Source organism: Pseudomonas sp. Marseille-Q1929, from assembly GCF_017316265.1.
Classification (GTDB): domain Bacteria; phylum Pseudomonadota; class Gammaproteobacteria; order Pseudomonadales; family Pseudomonadaceae; genus Aquipseudomonas.
In genome coordinates this window covers 308469-327489 of record NZ_JAFLWU010000001.1, presented here as the reverse complement: position 1 = coordinate 327489, position 19021 = coordinate 308469, and the positions used below count along the sequence as shown (strand labels likewise).

Genomic DNA, 19021 nt, shown 5'->3' with positions numbered 1-19021 from the left:
CTATCAGAAGAGCACTTTGGCCACATCCGCAAACCGCTTGGCAAAGTGCACCGTCATGCCTTCCTTCAGGTACTCCGGCAACTCCTCAAAGCTGCCACGGTTCGGCTCCGGCAAGATCAACTCATGAATCTTCTGGCGCCGCGCCGCGATCACCTTCTCACGCACCCCGCCAATCGGCAGCACATGCCCGGTCAGCGTCAGCTCGCCGGTCATCGCCACACCTTTTTTCGGCGGCTGGTTGCGGGCCAGCGACAGCAACGCGCTGGCCATGGTCACACCGGCGCTCGGGCCGTCTTTCGGCGTGGCGCCTTCCGGCACGTGCAAGTGCACGAAGGCTTCGTCGAAGAACTTCGGATCACCGCCAAACGACTTCAGGTTCGAGCTGATGTAGCTGTAGGCGATTTCAGCGGACTCCTTCATCACTTCACCCAACTGCCCGGTGAGCTTGAAGCCGCGATTGAGTGTATGGATGCGCGTCGCCTCGATCGGCAGGGTCGCGCCGCCCATGCTCGTCCAGGCCAGGCCGGTAATCACACCGGTACCGGACAACACTTGCTCATTGCGGAACACCGGCATGCCCAGGGAGCTTTCCAGGTCCTTGTTGCCGATCTTGATCACCGAGTCCGGCTCATCCAGCAGCTTGACCACTGCCTTGCGCACCAGTTTGCCCAGTTGTTTCTCCAGCTGGCGCACCCCGGCCTCGCGGGCATAGCCGTCGATCAACGCACGCAGGGCGCCGTCGCTGATGGTCAGGCTGGTTTTTGCCACGCCGGCTTTTTCCAGCTGTTTTGGCCACAGGTGGCGCTTGGCGATGGCGACTTTTTCTTCGGTGATATAGCCCGACAGGCGAATCACTTCCATCCGGTCCAGCAATGGGCCGGGGATCGAATCCAGGGTGTTGGCGGTGCACACGAACAGCACTTTGGACAGGTCCAGGCGCAGGTCCAGGTAATGGTCGAGGAATTCGACGTTCTGCTCCGGATCGAGGGTTTCCAGCAGCGCCGACGCCGGGTCGCCCTGGAAGCTCTGGCCCATCTTGTCGATCTCGTCGAGCATGATCACCGGGTTCATCACTTCCACATCTTTCAGCGCCTGCACCAGCTTGCCCGGCAGGGCGCCGATGTAGGTGCGGCGGTGGCCCTTGATCTCGGCCTCGTCGCGCATGCCGCCAACGCTGAAGCGATAGAACGGCCGCCCCAGGGACTCGGCGATGGATTTGCCGACGCTGGTCTTGCCCACGCCCGGCGGGCCCACCAGCAGCACGATGGAACCGGCGACTTCGCCTTTATAGGCGCCCACTGCGAGGAACTCGAGGATGCGGCTCTTGATGTCGTCCAGGCCCGCATGGTGTTTATCCAACACCTTGCGCGCGTGTTTCAGGTCGAGTTTGTCTTCGCCATACACGCCCCACGGCACCGCCGTCGCCCAGTCCAGGTAATTGCGTGTGACCGCGTATTCCGGCGAGCCGGTTTCGAGGATCGACAGTTTGTTCAGTTCTTCATCGATGCGCTTTTGCGCCTGAGCCGGCAGCACTTTGCCTTGCAGGCGCTGTTCGAACTGCTCGACATCGGCGCTGCGGTCGTCCTTGGTCAGCCCCAGCTCCTGCTGGATGACCTTGAGTTGTTCCTTGAGGAAAAACTCGCGCTGGTGCTCGCCGATCTTGCGGTTCACCTCGGCGGAGATTTCCTTTTGCAGGCGCGCGACTTCCACCTCTTTGCGCAGCATCGGCAGCACTTTTTCCATGCGCTTGAGCATGGGCACGCAGTCCAGCACTTCCTGCAACTCGTTACCGGTGGCCGAGGTCAGCGCGGCGGCGAAGTCGGTGAGTGGCGACGGATCGTTGGGGCTGAAGCGGTTGAGGTAGTTCTTCAACTCTTCGCTGTACAGCGGGTTGAGCGGCAGCAGTTCCTTGATCGCATTGATCAGCGCCATGCCGTAGGCCTTCACCTCATCGGTCGGCTCGGACGGCTGGTGCGGGTACTCGACTTCCACCAGGTACGGCGGGCGGTGGTGCTTGAGCCAGGTCTTGATGCGCACACGGGTCAGGCCCTGGGCGACAAATTGCAGCTTGCCGTTCTCGCGGCTGGCGTGGTGCACCTTCACCAGGGTGCCGTACAGCGGCAGGCTGGAGGTGTCGAAATGGCGTGGGTCTTCTGGCGGCGTGTCCATGAAGAACAGGGCGAGGTTGTGGTGATCGGATTTGCTCACCAGCTCCAGGGTCTCGGCCCACGGTTCTTCGTTGACGATCACCGGCAGCACTTGCGCCGGGAAGAACGGCCGATTGTGGATCGGGATGATATAGACCTTGTCCGGCAGGTTTTGCCCAGGCAGTGCCAGGCCCGTGTTGGACGAAGGGGATTCAGCGTTTTCGGGGTCGGCGTAGTCGTTTAGATCGTATTCGGGGAATTCTTGCTGGTCGCTCATGGGGCACCTGCATCAGGAAGTATGCAGGTTAGATGGGGCGGGGTAGCGGTGGTTTCAATGGTCAGGTGAAGTTAGCAACATATTGCATAGTATTTGCCTCAACACGAACCCTGTGGGAGCTGGCTTGCCTGCGATAGCAGTCTGTCAGTCAATGCATAACCAACTGACCCACCGCTATCGCAGGCAAGCCAGCTCCCACATTCTAAATGGTGTTTAGTCAGCTGATTTTGTGGAGGTAGGAGGGCAGTGGCTGCTCCGGCAATACCGACAACACCTTCAACCGCTGCAACATCCGCTGCCTGGCCCGCTGCAAATGCTCACGAAGATTCAACGCCGCCGCATCCACCGCCCCATGCAACAACAACTCCAAAATCAAGCGATGCTCGGCCAACATGGCAGGATCCGCGCCGATCCCCAGCAGCCGGTAAAAAATCCGGCTGATGATCATCGGACTCTGCCCCTGGCGAATCAGTGCAGCGATCTTGCGATTCTGCAACCCGGCCAGGCAACGCTGGTGCAAATCCTCTTCGATCTGCTCGATGGCTTCCAGGCTGCACTGCGGGCTGTCCTGCGCGTCCAGCACCCGCTGCAACATCGCTTCCAGCACCTCGCGATCCAGGCCCGGCGCGCTGAGGCGCAGGGCTTCGGGTTCCAGGCAGGCGCGCAGTTCGTAGTCTTCAGTGACTTCCCGCGCGGTCAGCGGCCCGGCCAGCCATTGGGAGTAGGGCTCCTTTTCCACCAGGCCACGGTCGCGCAAGCGCATTAGCGCTTCACGAACCACGGCGCGGCTGACGCCGTAGTGGTCGGCGGCGGCTTGCTCGTCCAGGCGGTAATGGCCGAAGGCAATGCAGGTGGACAGCGCCGCGCCGATTTCCTCGACGATGCGCTCGCCCAGCGGCCGCGTGTCCACCAGCTCCGCTTCACCATTGAGCCCCAGGTGCGCATGGCTCAAGGGCAGGCGCAGCGGCTCCATCGCCAGGCCTTCGGGATTGATTAGGTAACCCCGGCCGTTGAAGCGGCAGATCAAGCCTTCGTCGTGCAGCAGGTCCAGGGCCTTGCGCACCGGCACGCGGCTGGTGCCAAACAATTCAGCCAGCGGCGCTTCCAGCAAGACCAGGCCATGGCGGGCCGTGCCGTTGACGATCGCGTCACGCAATACCTGGTGAATCATCGCGTAGCGGGAGGCCGAGGCAGACACTGCTTTCATCGCTTTCTCAGGGGCTTGTAGGACGGTGGCCGGGGATTCTCTCATAAGTTGTGCCTGTCACCCTGCGCCACGTCGGTGGCACTTTTTTGGGGCTGCCAATGTAGGAATGTTACTTTTCTGCACCAAAATGTACTTATTCATAAAAGATACATTATTTCATTCAAGGCCTTGCGCCGGCTTCCGTCAAACTATTTTTCCTGCCATCCAAGCTATCTATCCCGTAGCTCTGGACGAAAAACCTGCGTTTGGCAAAACCGGCGACACAGAGACTGGCACGAAAGCTGCCTTTGTAAAATGTACATTTTATTAATATGTACGTTTTGTGAGGGTCATCTTGATGTCAGACGCCACTTCCATGGCCGAGGATTTCGCCAGCGGTCGCAGCGACCCGGTGCAGGTGCTTGAACAGGCACTGCTCCACGCGAGCATGGCCCCCAGCGTATTTATTTCCCTGACCGCCGAGCGTGCGCGTCGCGAGGCCGAAGCCTCGGCCGCGCGCTGGCGGGCTGGCCAGCCGTTGAGCGTGCTGGATGGCGTGCCGCTGGCCTGGAAAGATTTGTTCGACGTGGCCGGCAGCATCACCACGGCGGGCGCCGCTTACCGCCGCAACGCCCCTGCGGCCTTGCTCGATGCGCCCAGCGTCGGCCTGTTGTGCCGTGCGGGGATGGTCAGCCTGGGCAAGACCAACCTCAGCGAGCTGGCGTATTCCGGCCTGGGCCTGAACCCGCATTTCGGCACGCCGTTCAACCCGCACAGCAGCGATCAAGCGCGTATCCCCGGCGGTTCGTCATCGGGTTCGGCGGTCGCCGTTGCCGCCGGGATCGTACCGATTGCCATGGGCACCGACACCGCCGGCTCGATCCGTATCCCCGCCGCGTTGAATGGCCTGGTGGGTTACCGCAGCAGCAGTCGGCGCTACAGCCGCGACGCGGTGTTCCCGTTGTCGCGCACCCTCGACAGCCTCGGCCCGCTGACTCGCAGCGTGCGCGACGCGTTGGTCATCGACGATTTGTTCCATGGCCGCCGCCAAGTCCACACGCCCCGCAGCCTCAAGGGCCAGCGCTTTGTGTTGGCGCAGCAAGACGTCGAACCGGCGGTGCGTGACAACCTGCTGCGCGCTGTCGAGCAACTGAAGGACCACGGCGCGCTCGTCGAAGAACGTGAATGCCCAACGTTCCAGGCCACCCTGGCGTTGATCCGCGACCACGGCTGGCTCGGTTCCTTCGAAGCCTTCGCCCTGCACGAAGCTTTGCTCGACAGCCCCGACGCCGACCACCTCGACCCCCGCGTACGCCGCCGCCTCGAAGCCGCCCGCGCGCTGCCCGCCAGCCAATTGCTGCACCTGATCGAAGCCCGCCGTCGCCTGCAACAGCAACTGCTCGACGACCTCGACGGCGCGCTGCTGATCACCCCCACCGTCGCCCACGTCGCGCCGCCCCTGGCGCCGCTGGAAGCCGACGATGACCTGTTCATCCACACCAACCTCGCCACCCTGCGCCTGACCATGCCCGGCAGTTTCCTGGACATGCCCGGCGTGAACCTGCCCAGCGGCCGCGACGCCCTGGGCCTGCCCACCGGGTTGCTGCTCAGCGCCCCGACGGGGGAAGACGCACGCCTGTTGCGCGCCGCGTTGTCCGTCGAATCCGCAATGACTATTTAAGGAGACACACCATGGCTAAAGACATCCTCTGTGCATTTGGCGTCGACGTTGACGCCGTCGCCGGCTGGCTCGGTTCCTACGGCGGCGAAGACTCGCCCGACGACATCTCCCGCGGCCTGTTCGCCGGTGAAATCGGCGCGCCACGCCTGCTCAAATTGTTCGAACGCTACGGCCTGCGCACCACCTGGTTTATCCCCGGCCACTCGATGGAAACCTTCCCCGAGCAGATGAAGGCCGTGGCCGACGCCGGCCACGAAATCGGCGTGCATGGCTACAGCCACGAAAACCCGATTGCCATGACTGCCGAACAGGAAGAAATCGTCCTCGACAAGTCCATCGAGCTGATCACCCAGGTCACCGGCAAGCGCCCGACCGGCTACGTGGCGCCGTGGTGGGAATTCAGCAAGGTCACCAACGAGCTGCTGCTGAAAAAAGGCATCAAGTACGACCACAGCCTGATGCACAACGACTTCCACCCCTACTACGTACGCAAGGGCGACAGCTGGACCAAGATCGACTACAGCCAGCACCCCGACACCTGGATGAAACCCCTGGTGCGCGGCGAAGAAACCGACCTGGTGGAGATCCCGGCCAACTGGTACCTGGACGACCTGCCGCCGATGATGTTCATCAAGAAAGCCCCCAACAGCCACGGCTTCGTCAACCCGCGTCACCTCGAAGAAATGTGGCGCGACCAGTTCGACTGGGTCTACCGCGAACACGAACACGCGGTGTTCACCATGACCATCCACCCCGACGTCTCCGGCCGCCCGCAAGTGCTGCTGATGCTGGAGCGCCTGATCGAACACATCCAGAGCCATGCCGGCGTGCGCTTCGTCACCTTTGACGAAATCGCCGATGACTTTATCCGCCGCCAACCGCGTACCTGACCCTTAAAAAACAGCCCCCATCCCTGAGGCGCGACCCATGTCCATCTACAACAAGCTTGACCTGACTGGCTGGAAACCCCGGCAACTGACCTCCAAGGAAGTGCGCTTCGCCACCTGGATCGCGTTTTTCGCCTGGGTGTTTGCGGTGTACGACTTCATCCTCTTCGGCACCTTGCTGCCGGAAATCGGCCGCCACTTTGGCTGGGGTGAAGTGGAGCAAGCCGAGATCGCGACATGGGTGGCGGTGGGTACCGCCGTGGTCGCCCTGGCTATCGGCCCTATCGTCGATAAGCTGGGGCGCCGCAAAGGCATTATTTTTACCGTGGCCGGCTCTGCACTATGCTCGGCGCTGACCGCCATCGGTGGTGCGTGGGGCAAGTCGCCGTTGATCCTGATCCGTTCGCTGGGCGGCCTGGGTTACGCCGAAGAAACCGTCAACGCCACCTATTTGACCGAGCTGTATGGCGCCTCCGAAGACCCGCGCCTGACCAAACGCCGTGGCTTTATCTACAGCCTGGTGCAGGGCGGCTGGCCGGTCGGTGCGTTGATCGCCGCCGGCTTGACCGCGCTGCTGCTGCCGATCATCGGCTGGCAGGGCTGCTTCATCTTCGCCGCGATCCCGGCGATTGTGATCGCGATCATGGCGCGCAAGCTCAAGGAGAGCCCGCAGTTCCAGATCCACGAACGCATCAGCCAACTGCGCAAAAGCGGCGCGGTGACTGAAGCGCAGAACGTCGCCGTGACCTACGGCGTGGACTACGACGAACACAGTAAGGCCGGCCTCAAGGCCGCGTTCCGTGGCCCGGCCCGCCGCGCCACCCTGGTGATCGGCGCCGCGCTGTTGCTCAACTGGGCGGCGATCCAGGTGTTCAGCGTGCTCGGTACGTCGGTGATCGTCAGCGTGCACCACATCTCGTTCGAGAACTCGCTGATCATCCTCGTGCTGTCGAACCTGGTGGGTTATTGCGGCTACCTCAGCCACGGCTGGATGGGCGACAAGATCGGCCGTCGCAACGTCATCGGCCTGGGCTGGATGCTCGGCGGCCTGGCATTCGCCGGCATGCTGTTTGGCCCGAGCAACATGGCGATGGTGGTCGGGCTGTACAGCCTGGGCCTGTTCTTCCTGATCGGGCCGTACTCGGCGGCGCTGTTTTTTATCAGCGAAAGTTTCCCCACCAGCATCCGTGCCACCGGTGGCGCGATCATCCACGCCATGGGTCCGATTGGCGCGGTGGTCGCAGGGTTTGGCGCGACCCAGGTGTTGTCCGCCGGCAGCGACTGGCAGACCGCCGCGCTGTGGTTCGGTGCCGTGCCGTGCTTCCTGTCCGGCATGTTGATGTTCGCCGCGCGCCATGTGCGCCCGGAAACCGTTCAGTAAGGAGTGAGTGATGAGCCGTAAAGTTGCCTTGATTACCGGCGCCGCCAGCGGCATCGGCCAAGCCCTCGCCGTGGCCTATGCGCGGGTCGGTGTGGCGGTGGTCGGCGGGTATTACCCGGCCGATCCCCACGACCCGCACACCACCGTGGCCCTGGTGGAAGAAGCCGGCGGCGAATGCCTGATGCTGCCGCTGGACGTCGGCAGCACGGCCTCGGTGGACGCCTTGGCCGAGCAAGCTGTGCAGCACTTCGGGCGCCTCGACTACGCCGTGGCCAACGCCGGTTTGCTGCGTCGTGCGCCGCTGCTGGAGATGACCGACGCGCTGTGGGACGAGATGCTCAATGTCGACCTGACGGGGGTGATGCGCACCTTCCGTGCGGCCACTCGGCATATGAGCGAAGGCGGCGCGCTGGTGGCGATTTCGTCGATTGCCGGTGGGGTGTATGGCTGGCAGGAACACAGCCATTACGCGGCGGCCAAGGCTGGTGTCCCGGGGTTGTGCCGCTCGCTGGCGGTGGAATTGGCGGCCCAGGGCATTCGTTGCAATGCGGTGATCCCGGGGTTGATCGAGACGCCGCAGTCGCTGGATGCGAAGAACTCGCTGGGGCCGGAAGGCCTGGCGAAAGCCGCGCGGGCGATTCCGCTGGGGCGGGTAGGGCGGGCGGATGAAGTGGCGTCGTTGGTGCAGTTCTTGACCAGTGATGCGTCGAGTTACCTCACCGGGCAAAGCATCATCATCGACGGCGGCCTGACCGTGCGCTGGCCTGATTAATAACTGATGTACTCGGTCCAAATGTGGGAGCTGGCTTGCCTGCGATAGCGGTGTATCAGTAAACATAATTGCAGCTGACCCACCGCTATCGCAGGCAAGCCAGCTCCCACATGGGAACGGTGTTTGTCTGAGGAGTTTTGTATGCAGCAACTAGTTAACCGCCGCGCCGTCATCACCGGCGCCGGCAGCGGCATCGGCGCTGCCATCGCTCGCGCCTACGCCGTTGAAGGCGCCCGCCTGGTACTGGCCGACCGCAACGCCGCGAGCCTTGCCGAAACCGCGATCACCTGCCGCAACCTCGGCGCCGAAGTCGTCGAATGCCTGGCCGACGTCGGCACCGTCGAAGGCGCCCAAGCCAGTGTGGATACCTGTGTCGCGCAGTTCGGCGGCATCGACATCCTGGTCAACAACGCCGGCATGCTCACCCAGGCGCGCTGTGTCGACCTGTCCATCGCGATGTGGAACGACATGCTGCGCGTCGACCTCACCAGCGTGTTCGTCGCCAGCCAGCGCGCCTTGCCGCACATGCTTGCGCAGCGCTGGGGACGCATCATCAACGTGGCCTCGCAACTGGGTATCAAGGGCGGCGCCGAGCTGACCCACTACGCCGCCGCCAAGGCCGGGGTGATCGGCTTTACCAAGTCCCTTGCGCTGGAAGTCGCCAAGGACAACGTGCTGGTCAACGCCATCGCCCCCGGCCCGATTGAAACGCCGCTGGTGGGCGGTATCAGCGACGATTGGAAACGCGCCAAGGCCAAGGAATTGCCCCTGGGCCGCTTCGGCCTGGCCGATGAAGTGGCGCCCACCGCGGTGCTGCTGGCCAGCGAACCGGGCGGCAATTTGTTCGTCGGCCAAACCCTCGGCCCGAACTCCGGCGACGTCATGCCATGAGCGGGGTGTAGCCATGTGCGGACTCTGCGGGCTGCTTGGTGAAGACCTGCACTGGAGCGACCCCCTGGGCGATGAGTTGCCCCGGCGCCGCGAACGCCTGCGCCGGATCGCGGCGATCAACCAGGTGCTGGCGGTGTTCCGGCTCAAGGTCGAAGACTTTCAAGGCGCCTCGTACCTGTTGCTCGGTGCCACCGGCAAACAGGAGTTGGCCAGCGGCCTGGATCAACTGTGGCAGGCCGCCGAAAGCATGCTCGGTCGCCCGCTGGACCCGCTCGATCCCACCCTGCTGGATCACTTGGAGTCAGCCCCATGAGCATCGCCCTCAATGTGATCACCGGCTTCCTCGGCAGCGGCAAGACCACCTTGCTCAAGCGCCTGCTGCAAGGCGAAAGCCTCGGCGACACGGCGTTGCTGATCAATGAATTCGGCGATGTCGGCATCGATCATCTGCTGGTGGAAGAGGTCGCGCCGGACACCGTGCTGCTGCCCAGCGGCTGCGTGTGCTGTTCAATTCGCGGCGAGTTGAAAGACGCGCTGCTCGGCCTGTTGCAACGTCGCGAGCGTGGTGAGATTCCTGCATTCAAACGGGTGATCCTGGAAACCACCGGCCTGGCCGACCCGGCGCCGATCCTCGCCACCCTGAACAACGACGTGCAACTGCGCGGGCGCTTTCATATCGGCCTGGTGATCACCCTGGTCGACGCCAGCCACGCCGAGTTGCAAGAGCGTTTGCACCCGGAATGGCTGGCCCAGGTCTCGGCGGCGGATCGCTTGCTGTTGAGCAAGACCGACCTGGCCGGCGACAGCGCCCCACTGCGCGCGCACTTGCAGGCGCTCAACGCCGGTACGCCGATCCTCAATACCCAGGACATCCACAGCGGCGAGCAACTGCTGCTCGGCGAAGGCCTGCGCAGCGCCGAACCTGCTGTCGAAGTCAGCCGCTGGCAACTGCATCAACCCACCACCGCCACCCACGGCGCGGCGCAAGTGTGTTGCCTGACCTTCGACCAGCCGCTGGATTGGGTCGGCTTCGGGGTGTGGCTGTCGATGCTGTTAAGATGCCATGGCGAACGAATCCTCCGGGTCAAAGGACTGCTCAACGTGAACGCCAGCAACGCCCCCATCGTCATTCATGGCGTGCAGCACTGCCTGCATGCCCCGGTGCACTTGCCTGCATGGCCAGGCAGCGATCGCCAATCGCGCCTGGTGTTTATCCTGCGCGGCCTCGACCCGGCGCAGTTGCGTCGCTCGTTTGAAGCGTTCTCGCGGCGGTTCGCCCCATGATTACCCTGCGCGTCCTCGGCACGTCGGTGACCTTACTGGAATGCCTGCGCGTACGTGCCGAGCAGGAACTGGGCATTCGCCTGGTGTATCAGGTGCACGATGTCGAGCAGGCCCAGCGCATCGCGGTGATGCAGCCCGACAGCTACGACCTGTATGACCAGTGGTTCCACAACGTCGATTTCGTCTGGCCGGCACGGGCGATCCAGCCCATCGACACGCGGCGCATCGCGCTGTGGCACGAGATCAACGACCTGCCCAAGCGCGGTCGCTTGTCGCCGGATGACCGCCTCGGCAGCGGCAGCGTGCCCAGCGAGCGCCTGTTCGTGCAGCACGACGGCAGCCTCGGCAGCACCGTCACCGAACGCATCAGCATGCTGCCCCTGACCCACAACGCCGACAGCTTCGCCTACCGCCCCGAGCGCCTGCCCGAAGGGTTCTGCCACGGCAATGAAAGCTGGGGCTGGCTGCTCGACCCGGCCTGGCGCGCACGCACCGCGCTGCAAAGCGACGCCGCCATCGGCGCCCTGGATGCCGCGCTGGCGGTGCAGGGCGCGGGGCTCGCGCAGTTCAAGGACATCGGCAACATGAGCATCGAAGAGATCGACGTGCTCGCCGACATCCTCGTGCGCAAACAAAAGGAAGGCCACTTCGCCGCCTTCTGGTCGGATGACGAAGAGGCCGCGCAATTGATGCTCAGCCCGAGCATCGACATCCAGAGCCTGTGGTCGCCGACCCTGATGCGCCTGCACCGCGCCGCGGTGAAATACCGCCTGGCGGTGCCGCGTGAAGGCTACCGCGCCTGGTTCGGCGGCTTGTCCTTGTCGCGCCATGCCCAGGGGCCGGTGCTGGATGCGGCCTACGCCTACCTCAACTGGTGGCTGTCCGGCTGGCCCGGCGCGGTGATGGCGCGCCAGGGTTACTACATCGGCAACCCGGCGCGCAGCCGCGACCACCTGAGCAGCGCCGAGTGGGATTACTGGTACGCCGGCAAACCTGCGCGGGAAGAGTTGCTGGGCAGTGATGGCCTGCCGTTGATCGATATTGGTGAAGTGCGTGATGGCGGCTCTTATGAGCAGCGCATGGGGCATATTGCGGTGTGGAACTCGGTGATGGATGAACACAACTACCTGGTGCGGCGCTGGGGCGATTTCATGCGCGCACGCGGCGCCTGAAGAGAGGCGCGGGCTCGCCTTGTGTGGGAGCGGGCTTGCCCGCGATGAGGGCCTGTCAGTTGGTGCATGTGTTGCCTGACCCACCGCCATCGCGGGCAAGCCCGCTCCCACATGGGGTCTTCGATCCCTCAGTCAAGCTCGTGCCGCCAATAACTTGACAGCAACATTCCTTGTTTTATTGGGTGTACTTCTCCCAGCTCCCAGCTAATCTGCTTAAACCGAATATCCAATAAAAATGGATGTTTTTTTGACGCCGGGTCAGCAGTCGCCAGGGAAGCCTATGACACAGGGACGTAGTGGCAGAAAGAGACGCACGCTGCCAGAGGGCACAGCGATGAGGTGGCGCCATACGTTCCAGACCCGTATCGCCGGGGTGCTCGCGCTGTTGCTGTTGGTGGTGGTCGCGGCCACTTACTTTGCCGTCAAGACCGCCACCACCCGTGCAGTGGAGAACCAGGCCGAGGTCCAGTTGGAGACCGGCAGCCAGGTGTTCGAGCGCCTGCTCGACCTGCGCGGCCGTCGCCTGCAATACGGGCTGGACTGGCTGACAGCTGACGAGCCCTTCAAACAAGCAGTGGCCGAGGGCAAGCCTGCGCCGATCCTGGCCGCGCTGGAGCGCCACGGCACCGGCATCGGTTCCAGCGAGGTATTTGTGCTGGACCTCGACGGCAAGGTGATGGTCAGCACCCTGCCGCTGTTTGCCCGTGGCACGCCGTTCCCCCAAGACGACGCCTTGCGCCATGCGCGGCGCAGTGGCCTGCAAATGCTCATCGTGGCCATGGATGGGCGACCGTACCTGCTGGTGCAAAAGGACGTCGTCAACCCACAGCCTGTGGCGCGCATCGTCATGGGCTTCCCGATGGACACACAGTTCGCCAACGAACTGCGTGCGATGAGCAACCTGGAAGTGTCGTTCCTCGCCGTGCAGGACGGCCGCCCCGGGCCGTTGTTCACCACCCAGCCCGACACCGTCCAGCCGGATATCGTCACGACGCTGCGCCAGGCGCAGGTCAACTCCGAGGCCCATATCGAAGGCTTCCATGGCCAGCGCATGCTCAGCCAAGTGCTGTCGCTGGCCAACACCGGTACCGGCGATGAGGTGCGGGTACTGCTGCAAAGTCCGTTGGACCATGCCCTGGAATCCTTTGCGCCGCTGGACCGCCAGTTCCTCGGGATTGCCCTGGCGGTGCTGCTGGTGTCGCTGGCGGGCGCGTTGTTCCTGGCGCGGCGGGTGTCACGCCCGCTGAATGCGCTGGTGGAGGCGGCTGAACGTATTGGCGCCGGTGACTACCGCACGCCGGTGCGGGTGCGCAGCCACGATGAGTTCGGCCTGCTGGCCCGCGCCTTCAACGCCATGCAAAGCGGCATCGCCGTACGCGAGGGGCAACTGGCGCACAACGCCTTGCATGACCCGCTCACCGGCCTGCCCAACCGCGCGCTGGCCATGGAGCGCCTGGGCAGTGCGATCAGTGCGCGCCGGCCCGTGGTGTTGCTGTACGTGGGCATCGAAAACTACCGGGTGATCAACGAAGGCTTCGGCCCCCAAGGCGTGGAAGAAATGCTGCGCGAAGCCAGCCGCTGCTTGTCCATGAGCCTGCTGGCCAGCGACACCGCCGCGCGCATCACCGGCAGCGAATTCCTGGTGCTGCTGGAAAACACCGAGATCGACCGCGCCGTCGCGCGCGCCGACCGCCTCTACACGCTGCTCACCGAACCTCAGCGCGTCGGCAATGACGAGCTGCGCCACGAAGTCAGCATCGGCATCGCCGCGTACCCCGTCGATGGCCAGCAGGTGGAAGAGTTGATCAGCCGCGCCGCGATTGCCCGGCATGATGCGGCGAGCCTGCCGGGGCATTTGCAGATCTATCAGCAGCACCGTGAATTGGCGCACCAACGCCAGATCACCCTGATCCGCGACCTGCGCCGCGCGGTGGTCGAGGGCGAGTTGTTCCTCTGCTACCAACCCAAGCTCGACCTCAGCCAGGGGCATGTGCGCCAGGCCGAAGCCTTGCTGCGCTGGCAGCATCCGACCCTGGGCCAGGTGTCGCCCGCCGAATTCATTCCCCTGGCCGAACGCACCGGCAGCATGGGCAGCCTGACCCTGTGGGTGATCGAAGAAGCGGTGCGCCAGATCGCCGAGTGGGGGCAGCGCGGGTTGCATATCCAGCTGTCGGTGAATATTTCCGTGGACGACCTGGCCGATGATGACCTGGCGATTCGCGTCACCGCCTTGTTGATGCAATACGACGTGGCCGCCGAGCAGCTGATTTTCGAGATCACCGAAAGCGCGATCATGCACAACCCGCAACAGGCGCTGAACGTGCTGGAGCAACTGCGCGGCTGCGGCATCAGCCTGTCGGTGGATGACTATGGCACCGGCTATTCGTCCCTCGCGCAATTGCAGCGCCTGCCGGTGCAGGAGTTGAAGATCGACCAATCCTTTGTGCGCAACCTCGACAGCACCAGCGGTGACGGGGTGATCGTGCGCTCCACCATCGAGATGAGCCACAACCTGGGGCTCAAGGTGGTGGCCGAAGGCGTGGAGTTCGCGCCGAGCCTGAAGCTGCTCAAACAGTGGAAGTGCGACACCGCCCAGGGTTACCTGATCAGCCGACCGTTGAACGCCATGGCGTTCGAGATGTGGATGCGCCGCGAGCGGGCGCCGCTCTAGAAATAGCCTTTTACCCGCCTACAGATTCTTTGGGCGGCGCCGATAAGCTCTACATACCTTGACCGGTTGCATAGGTTTTTGCCGACCAACGGTCAGGCTTTGCGCTAAAATCAATGATGGCAATTTGCCTTGTTTGCGGCATCATCTGCGTCGTGACACGTATTGCCCCAGTTTCAGTGCCAAGGCAGGCCGCCTATTTTTCTATTGCCGCGCGGACCCTTGATGAATCGGATTTTCCTGCAACTTTCCTTCGCCGCCTTGATGCTCTCGGCCCATGACCTGGCGCGCGCGGCGACCCTTGACGTGGTGCTGCGCCAGGCCGACCAGACGCCGGTCAGCGACGCCGTGGTGACCCTGCAAGGCCCGGTCGGCGCGCCGGCCGGCACGCTCAAGGCCGACATGGACCAACGCGGCCAGAAGTTCGCGCCCCATGTGTTGGCGGTGCACACCGGCACCCAGGTGCGCTTCCCCAACAGCGACAATATCCGTCACCAGGTCTATTCGTTTTCGGCAGCCAAGCGCTTCGAACTGCGCCTGTACGAAGGCACGCCCACCGACCCGTTGCTGTTCGACAAGCCCGGCGTGGTGGTGCTCGGCTGCAATATCCACGACTGGATGCTCGGCTACATCTACGTCACCGACGACCCGCGCTTCGGCGTCAGCGATGCCCAAGGCCACGTGCGCCTGGACAACCTGCCGGCCGGCGCCTACCACGTCACCCTGTGGCACCCGCAATTGGCCGACATGCAACCGCTGGACGGCGGCACGCTGAACATTCCAGTGGCAGGCCTGAGCCACGCCGTGCAACTGAGCCTGGAACCACCGTCCGCCGACCTGCCGCCCACGCCCACACCGACGGCCTTTGGCGACGCCTTCAATCGAGCCGCCCGTGAAACTGCGCAGTAGTTTCCAGGCGCGTGTCGCCAGTGTGCTGATCCTGCTGTTGCTGGTGGTGATCGGCGCGCTGTACTTCAGCGTGAAAGCCGCGACGGGCGACGCCGTGCGCAGCCAGGCCAAGGCGCAACTGGACGTCGGCGCGCGGGTGTTCGAACGCTTGCTCGACGTGCGCGGCCGGCGCCTGGCCGATGGCGTGCAACTGCTGGCGGCAGATTTCGGTTTTCGCGATGCGGTGGCCAGCGGCGATTCGGCGACCATGCGCTCGGTGCTGTTCAACCACGGCAAGCGCATCAATGCCAGCGACATGATCCTGCTGGGCATGGATGGCACCGTCCTCGCCAGTACCCTCGACGATGTCCCCGAGGGTTCGATTTTTCGTTATGACCAGGCCCTGCGTGATGCACGGCGCAATCGCCAGACCATGTTGATGGTGCCGCTGCAAGGCATGCCGCACCTGTTGGTGGAAGCGCCGGTGCTGGCGCCGCTGCCGATTGCGCGGGTGGTGATGGGCTTGCGCATGGACAGCGCGTTCGCCGAAGAACTGCGTTCGCTGAGTAACCTGGAAGTGTCGTTCCTGACCATCGATCGCCAGCAACCGGGGGAGTTGGTCAGCACCCAACCGCAGGTACTGCGCGACAGCCTCACCAGCCTGATGCTGGAGCAGGGGCGCCAGCATGGCGTGGCCACCACCGAGCACCTGGAACACAGTTTTCTCAGCCAGTCGCTGGTGTTGGCCAGCGATGCCGACGGCCAGGTCCTGGCCTTGTTGCAGAGCCCGTTGGACGCGGCGATGCAGGCCTTTGCGCCGCTGGATGAAAAAATCCTCGGCATTGCCCTGATCGCATTGATTGCCTCGTTGATCGGTGCCTTGCTGCTGGCCCGTGGCGTGTCGCGCCCGGTGCAGGCCCTGGCCCTCGCCGCCGAACGCATCGGCCAGGGCGATTACCAGACGCCCGTGGTGTTGCAGCGCAGTGACGAACTGGGGCGCCTGGCCAACGCGGTCAACTCCATGCAAAGCGGCATCGCCGAACGCGAGCAGCAACTGGCGCACAACGCCTTGCATGATCGCCTCACCGGCTTGCCCAACCGCGCGCTGGCCATGGAACGCCTGGGCAGCGCCATCGCCACGCACCGGCCGATGGCGCTGATCTACCTGGGCATCGACAACCTGCGCGTCGCCAGCGAAACCGCCGGGCCGGATGCGGTGGACCAGCTGTTGCTGGACGTCAGCCGCAGCCTGCAAGCCGCGCTGCGTCCCGGCGATACCCTGGCGCATTTGATCGCCGACGAATTTTTGCTGCTGCTCGAAGGCGCCGGTTGTGACGAAGCGGTGGGCCTGGCCGACCAGTTGCAACAGGCGCTGCTGCGCCCGCGCCGCATCAACGGCCACGACCTGGCGCTGGATTGCCGCCTGGGCATCGCGGCTTACCCGGCCGACGGCGAAAGCGCGCATACCTTGCTGGAGCGCGCATCGATTGCGATGAAAGACGCCGCACAAATGCCCGGCCGCTTGCAGATCTACGAACACGGTCGCGACCTCGCGCACCGTCGCCAGATCACCTTGATTCGCGACCTGCGCCACGCGCCCAACCAAGGCCAGTTGCTGCTGCATTACCAACCCAAACTCGACATCCGCCAGGGCCACGTACGCCAGGCCGAAGCCTTGTTGCGCTGGCAGCACCCGCTGTTCGGCATGGTGTCGCCGGCGGAATTCATCCCCTTGGCCGAACGCTCGGGCAGCATCCAATTGTTGACCCACTGGGTGATCGAGGAGGGCATTCGCCAACTGTGCGAATGGAACCGGCGTGGCCTGTGCCTGCAACTGTCGTTGAACATCTCGGCCGATGATTTGCTCGGTGACGAACTGGCCCATCGGGTCTCGGCGTTGTTGCGTCGTTATGGCTTGCCGGCCGAACAACTGCTGTTCGAAATCACCGAAAGCGCGGTGATGCGCGAGCCGGAAAAAGCCCTGAAAGTCCTGCACCTGTTGCGCGACTGCGGCATCAGCCTGTCGGTGGATGACTTCGGCACCGGCTACTCGTCGCTGGCGCACCTCAAGCGCCTGCCGGTGCAAGAGTTGAAGATCGACCAATCCTTTGTGCGCAACCTTGATGAAACCAGTGAAGACGCAGTGATCGTGCGCTCCACCATCGAGATGAGCCACAACCTGGGCCTCAAGGTGGTTGCCGAGGGTGTCGAATACGCCCACAGCCTGCGCCTGCTGGAACGCTGGCAGTGCGACACGGCCCAGGGTTACCTGATCAGTCGGCCGTTGAGCGCCGACGCTTTCGAAGCCTGGGTGGCGTTGCCCCTCAGTGCGCAAACTTCCCTGATTCATTGAGTGACCTGAGCGTGCGTGTTTCTTTTCTGATCGGCTGCCTTGGCGCCCTGACCCTGCAAACGGCGCTGGCCGACAACGGCCGCCTGATCGCCACCGGTGGCGCCAGCAGCATTGAAGGCGTTGCGGGCGGCGGAATCACACCGTGGGCGGTCCTGGCCGGTTATGGCGAACAGCGCGAGTGGGGCGCCACGGCGTTCGCCACCACGGTCAACCTGCCGGACTATCGGCTGGACGTGGCCGGGTTGGCGCTGGCCTATGACAATCGCGTCGAAGTTTCCTTCGCCCGTCAGCGCTTCGACCTCGGCACGCTGGTGCATAAGCTGAACCTGCCCGAAGACAACCTCGGCCAGGACGTGCTCGGCCTCAAGGTGCGGCTGTTTGGCGATGTGATCTACGACGATTTGCCCCAAGTGTCCCTGGGCCTGGAATACAAGCACCAGACCAATTTCGACATCCCCAAGCTGGTCGGTGCCAAGCGCAACAGCGACGTCGAGGGCTACCTCGCCGCCAGCCGCCTGTTCATCGGCGCGGCCTTTGGCTACAACGTGCTGGTCAACGGCAGCCTGCGCTACAGCCGCGCCAACGAAACCGGCCTGCTCGGTTTTGGCGGCGACCGCCGTGACAGCCGCAGCCTGCTCAAGGAAGGCTCGGTGGCGCTGCTGTTCAACCCGCGTTGGGCGCTGGGCGTGGAATATCGCGAAAAGCCCGACAACCTGTCGTTTGCCGGTGAGAGCGATTGGGCCGATGTGTTTGTCGGCTACTTCCCGAACAAACATGTGTCGTTTGTATTGGCCTACGCGCGCCTCGGCGAAATCGCCACGCTGGATAACCAGAACGGTACCTACTTGTCTGTGCAGGGGAGTTTCTGATGCGCTTGTTACCGCTGGTATTTGTCCTGATGCTCAGCGCCTGCGCGCAACAACCGCCAAAGGATGACAGCCTGTACCGTGACCTTGGCGCCATGCCTGGCATCACGCGGATTGTCGAAGGCCTGCTGCTGAACATCGCCCGGGATGAACGCATCGTCGAGCGTTTTCGACGGATTGATATCCAGCGTTTGCGCGACAAGTTGATCGAACAGTTTTGTGTGGAGGCGGGTGGGCCGTGCACCTATACCGGGGATAGCATGGCGGAGAGTCACAAAGGGCAGAATGTGAGCCGCAGTGACTTCAATGCGCTGGTGGAGGATTTGATCAAGGCGATGGACAGCGAAGGGATTGCAGTGCCAGTTCAGAATCGCCTGATCGCCCGCTTGGCGGTGATGCGCGGCGAAGTGATCGAACACTGACGGTTGATCATTCCCACGCTTCGCGTGGTAATGCAGCCCCGGATGGTCTTAGTCCCGATCAAAATAGATTAAATCAGCTGGGTGTTATAGCGAAAATGTCTTTAGGTCTGTTATTTCTCACAGGTTCTATTGGTGGGTTGGTCTGT

General features: G+C 63.5%; 15 protein-coding genes. 13 read left to right on the top strand and 2 right to left on the bottom strand.

All coding sequences use genetic code 11. The annotated features are described in order from the left end of the window. Window positions 1–3: 3 nt before the first annotated feature. Entirely contained in the window at window positions 4–2424 is a 2421-nt protein-coding gene (gene lon / locus J1G37_RS01480) for an endopeptidase La (protein WP_017735973.1), read from the bottom strand. Between the two features lie 217 nt (window positions 2425–2641). Continuing rightward, window positions 2642–3631: a GntR family transcriptional regulator gene (locus J1G37_RS01475; protein ID WP_207039932.1), complete on the bottom strand. Its 990-nt coding sequence runs from the start codon at window positions 3629–3631 to the stop codon at window positions 2642–2644. A gap of 337 nt (window positions 3632–3968) precedes the next feature. Here J1G37_RS01475 and J1G37_RS01470 point away from each other — a divergent pair, with 337 nt between their 5' ends. The 13 genes from J1G37_RS01470 to J1G37_RS01410 all read left to right on the top strand — a co-directional run bounded on the left by J1G37_RS01470 (window position 3969) and on the right by J1G37_RS01410 (window position 18875). Next, window positions 3969–5291 carry an amidase gene (locus tag J1G37_RS01470; RefSeq protein ID WP_207039931.1) on the top strand — a complete coding sequence of 441 codons (1323 nt, stop codon included), beginning with the start codon at window positions 3969–3971 and terminating at the stop codon, window positions 5289–5291. An 11-nt stretch (window positions 5292–5302) separates the two neighbouring features. Continuing rightward, a complete protein-coding gene (locus J1G37_RS01465) occupies window positions 5303–6181 on the top strand; it encodes a polysaccharide deacetylase (RefSeq protein ID WP_003234086.1) in 879 nt (292 codons plus the stop codon). A 37-nt stretch (window positions 6182–6218) separates the two neighbouring features. Then, window positions 6219–7559: an MFS transporter gene (locus tag J1G37_RS01460; protein ID WP_017735346.1), complete on the top strand. Its 1341-nt coding sequence runs from the start codon at window positions 6219–6221 to the stop codon at window positions 7557–7559. A gap of 10 nt (window positions 7560–7569) precedes the next feature. Further along, window positions 7570–8331, top strand: a complete 762-nt coding sequence (locus tag J1G37_RS01455; protein WP_207039930.1) for an SDR family NAD(P)-dependent oxidoreductase — start codon at window positions 7570–7572, stop codon at window positions 8329–8331. 141 nt (window positions 8332–8472) lie between these two features. Further along, window positions 8473–9222, top strand: coding sequence for an SDR family NAD(P)-dependent oxidoreductase (locus J1G37_RS01450; protein WP_207039929.1), 750 nt, complete (start codon window positions 8473–8475; stop codon window positions 9220–9222). A gap of 13 nt (window positions 9223–9235) precedes the next feature. Then, complete coding sequence (locus J1G37_RS01445; RefSeq protein ID WP_207039928.1) at window positions 9236–9535, top strand: hypothetical protein; 300 nt, start codon at window positions 9236–9238, stop codon at window positions 9533–9535. Next, complete coding sequence (locus tag J1G37_RS01440) at window positions 9532–10506, top strand: GTP-binding protein (protein WP_207039927.1); 975 nt, start codon at window positions 9532–9534, stop codon at window positions 10504–10506. Before J1G37_RS01445 ends, J1G37_RS01440 begins: the two co-directional genes overlap by 4 nt. Next, window positions 10503–11678, top strand: coding sequence for a PotD/PotF family extracellular solute-binding protein (locus J1G37_RS01435; RefSeq protein WP_207039926.1), 1176 nt, complete (start codon window positions 10503–10505; stop codon window positions 11676–11678). The genes J1G37_RS01440 and J1G37_RS01435 overlap by 4 nt, the downstream gene beginning before the upstream one ends. A 334-nt stretch (window positions 11679–12012) precedes the next feature. Then, the gene (locus J1G37_RS01430; RefSeq protein WP_207039925.1) at window positions 12013–14349 is read left to right on the top strand and encodes a bifunctional diguanylate cyclase/phosphodiesterase; all 2337 of its coding nucleotides are present in this window, start codon (window positions 12013–12015) and stop codon (window positions 14347–14349) included. 222 nt (window positions 14350–14571) lie between these two features. After that, window positions 14572–15255, top strand: coding sequence for a methylamine utilization protein (locus J1G37_RS01425; protein WP_207039924.1), 684 nt, complete (start codon window positions 14572–14574; stop codon window positions 15253–15255). Further along, window positions 15239–17587, top strand: a complete 2349-nt coding sequence (locus tag J1G37_RS01420; protein WP_207039923.1) for an EAL domain-containing protein — start codon at window positions 15239–15241, stop codon at window positions 17585–17587. Before J1G37_RS01425 ends, J1G37_RS01420 begins: the two co-directional genes overlap by 17 nt. A gap of 5 nt (window positions 17588–17592) precedes the next feature. Beyond that, on the top strand, window positions 17593–18456 hold the full coding sequence (locus J1G37_RS01415) for a DUF3034 family protein (RefSeq protein ID WP_207040201.1): 864 nt from the start codon (window positions 17593–17595) through the stop codon (window positions 18454–18456). After that, window positions 18453–18875: a group 1 truncated hemoglobin gene (locus J1G37_RS01410; RefSeq protein WP_207040200.1), complete on the top strand. Its 423-nt coding sequence runs from the start codon at window positions 18453–18455 to the stop codon at window positions 18873–18875. The genes J1G37_RS01415 and J1G37_RS01410 overlap by 4 nt, the downstream gene beginning before the upstream one ends. Window positions 18876–19021: the final 146 nt, after the last annotated feature.

What these genes read in the sequence shown, in the direction of transcription:
- lon (WP_017735973.1), bottom strand. Translation starts at nt 2,424, where the DNA reads ATGAGCGACCAGCAAGAATTCCCCGAATACGATCTAAACGACTACGCC.
- J1G37_RS01475 (WP_207039932.1), bottom strand. Translation starts at nt 3,631, where the DNA reads ATGAAAGCAGTGTCTGCCTCGGCCTCCCGCTACGCGATGATTCACCAG.
- J1G37_RS01470 (WP_207039931.1), top strand. Translation starts at nt 3,969, where the DNA reads ATGTCAGACGCCACTTCCATGGCCGAGGATTTCGCCAGCGGTCGCAGC.
- J1G37_RS01465 (WP_003234086.1), top strand. Translation starts at nt 5,303, where the DNA reads ATGGCTAAAGACATCCTCTGTGCATTTGGCGTCGACGTTGACGCCGTC.
- J1G37_RS01460 (WP_017735346.1), top strand. Translation starts at nt 6,219, where the DNA reads ATGTCCATCTACAACAAGCTTGACCTGACTGGCTGGAAACCCCGGCAA.
- J1G37_RS01455 (WP_207039930.1), top strand. Translation starts at nt 7,570, where the DNA reads ATGAGCCGTAAAGTTGCCTTGATTACCGGCGCCGCCAGCGGCATCGGC.
- J1G37_RS01450 (WP_207039929.1), top strand. Translation starts at nt 8,473, where the DNA reads ATGCAGCAACTAGTTAACCGCCGCGCCGTCATCACCGGCGCCGGCAGC.
- J1G37_RS01445 (WP_207039928.1), top strand. Translation starts at nt 9,236, where the DNA reads ATGTGCGGACTCTGCGGGCTGCTTGGTGAAGACCTGCACTGGAGCGAC.
- J1G37_RS01440 (WP_207039927.1), top strand. Translation starts at nt 9,532, where the DNA reads ATGAGCATCGCCCTCAATGTGATCACCGGCTTCCTCGGCAGCGGCAAG.
- J1G37_RS01435 (WP_207039926.1), top strand. Translation starts at nt 10,503, where the DNA reads ATGATTACCCTGCGCGTCCTCGGCACGTCGGTGACCTTACTGGAATGC.
- J1G37_RS01430 (WP_207039925.1), top strand. Translation starts at nt 12,013, where the DNA reads ATGAGGTGGCGCCATACGTTCCAGACCCGTATCGCCGGGGTGCTCGCG.
- J1G37_RS01425 (WP_207039924.1), top strand. Translation starts at nt 14,572, where the DNA reads ATGAATCGGATTTTCCTGCAACTTTCCTTCGCCGCCTTGATGCTCTCG.